Here is a 2,325-nt window from a genome sequence, read left to right as displayed (position 1 = left end):
TATAAAAGAATTTAGCATCGGATTGATAATTGGATTGATTGTTTTGGGAATCGTAAACGTATTTAAAAAGATCTTTGGGAAGAAGTAAGAAAAACATCCTAACACATAAAAAAGCCAAACCCAATAACAAATAATTATTGGGTTTGGCTTTTGTTTTTTTAGATGATAACAAAAAAGACAGAATGCTGACTCTTAGCCCCGATTGCAGTGAAAATCCTTATAAGTCTCGTCCCAAAAGACGAGACATATAAGATTGAAACGGAAAGCGGGACGATATTCCCTAAAAAGCCAAATGTCTCTGCTCCTAAAATTAACAATCAACTTATACTTCCACTATTTTTCTCTCCCCTATTTGTTGTCTCCACATAGCATAATACAAGCCTTTTTCATTCAATAAATCTTGATGCTTTCCTTGTTCGATAATAGCTCCCTGTTCCAATACATAGATTCGATCAGCGTGCATAATGGTGGACAAACGATGTGCTATCAATACCGTAATTTGGTCTTGCTTAGAAGAGATGCTTCGAATAGTTTGCGTGATTTCTTCTTCCGTGATAGAGTCTAGAGCCGAGGTCGCTTCATCAAATAACAGTAATCTTGGATTTCTCAATAACGCTCTTGCAATTGACAATCGCTGTTTCTCCCCACCCGAAACTTTAATACCACCCTCACCGATAGTGGTGTTTAAGCCTTTTTCGGCGCGAGCCAATAAATTTTGACAAGCCGATTTTTGCAGAACATCATTTATCTCTTCATCGGTTGCATTTGGTTTCACAAATAGCAAATTATCTTTTATGGTTCCGGAGAACAATTGCGCATCTTGGGTCACAAAGCCCAACTGTTGACGCAACTCGGTTAAGTCAATATCTTTGGCATTTATTCCATTGTAAAAAATAGAGCCTTCTTCCGGAGTGTATAATCCAACCAACATTTTGACCAAAGTCGTTTTACCGCTTCCCGATGGCCCAACAAAAGCAATTGTTTCCCCAGCTTTGGCCTCAAAAGAGATGTCTTTAACGGCATAAGAAGTAGCTGTTTGGTGCTTGAACGAAATATTTGAAAATCTCAAATTATTGATAAATCCAATTGTTTTTGGGTGTAAAGGTTTCTCTTCGCTTTTGGCATTCATCAAACCGCCAAAATTATCCATCGAGGCTTTTGTTTCGTTATAAGTTGCTATAACATTTCCAAGTTCCTGTAGCGGATTGAACAAGAAGAAGGAGAAAAACATTAACGTAATCATATCTCCCGGCTTGATGATTCCCTGAAAAATAAACAGGTACAACGCAAAAACCAAACCGGTTCTCATAAAATGAACCGTTGTCCCTTGTATAAAACTCAATGAACGTATAAACCGAACTTTCTTTAATTCTAATCCTAGAATTTTTATAGTTGTACTGTTTAGACGATTTACTTCTTGCTCCGTCAAGCCCAAACTTTTTACTAATTCTATATTGCGAAGTGATTCGGTGGTTGCACCAGCCAAAGCGGTTGTTTCTCCTAGAATTTCTTTAGACACTTTTTTGATTCTTGTTCCCAAAAAGGAACTGATAAAAGCAACAACAGGAACGGTTGCCAAAAAAATAGGTCCTAACAGCCAATGAATATTGATCGCATAACCCATCACAAATACGATTCCGATAATCGTTTGAAAAACTAACGAAATGGATAAAGTGATGAACTTTTCACAATCAATTTTTACTTTCTGAAGCTTCCCCAACGTTTCTCCACTTCGTTGATCCTCGAAATCCTGAAATGGCAATTCCAGAGCTTTTTGAATACCATCAGTGTACATTTTTGCTCCCGTTCGTTGAATGATAATATTGGTAAAATAATCCTGGAAATTTTTGGCGATTCTTGACATCATTGCGGCTCCTAAAGATAAAGCCAACCAACCCAAAACTGCTTTGGTAAAATTTGCATAATTATGATTGAAAGTGGCCACTCCAACACCACATTGATTCAATAATTTACCAATAATAATGGAGTCGCATAAGGAAAAACATTGGTTGATTGCTGCTAAAAACAAGGCTAAAAATAATAAAGGCTTGTGATCTTTGATGTAGGTATATAATATTTTCATATTTCTTTCTAAAATTGAAATACAAAACTACAACTATTGAATTCAAAAAATTAAAATTGACTGCAATAATAATACCGATTATACCAGAAAGTTTGTTGATCTAAATAAATACAATTAGTATAACATACAAAAAATATTAGCTGTAATTGTCCAATAATTATGAATTCCCGTTCAGCAGTTCTAACCTCAAAGTTAAAATAAATATAAAAAATAAATATTTATTGTTTATCAATAAATATTTA

At 35.0% G+C, this 2,325-nt stretch carries 1 protein-coding gene; it reads right to left on the bottom strand.

Translation table 11 applies throughout. From position 1 onward, the window contains the following. Window positions 1-322: 322 nt before the first annotated feature. Window positions 323-2,083: an ABC transporter ATP-binding protein gene (locus VFS71_RS06865; RefSeq protein WP_326400183.1), complete on the bottom strand. Its 1,761-nt coding sequence runs from the start codon at window positions 2,081-2,083 to the stop codon at window positions 323-325. Between the last annotated feature and the right edge of the window lie 242 nt (window positions 2,084-2,325).

Origin of the sequence: Flavobacterium sp. (assembly GCF_035760125.1) — a bacterium.
GTDB lineage: Bacteria > Bacteroidota > Bacteroidia > Flavobacteriales > Flavobacteriaceae > Flavobacterium.
This window is presented reverse-complemented; position numbering and strand designations above follow the sequence as displayed.

Coding starts and splice junctions, on each gene's coding strand:
- VFS71_RS06865 (WP_326400183.1), bottom strand. CDS start 2,083: ATGAAAATATTATATACCTACATCAAAGATCACAAGCCTTTATTATTT.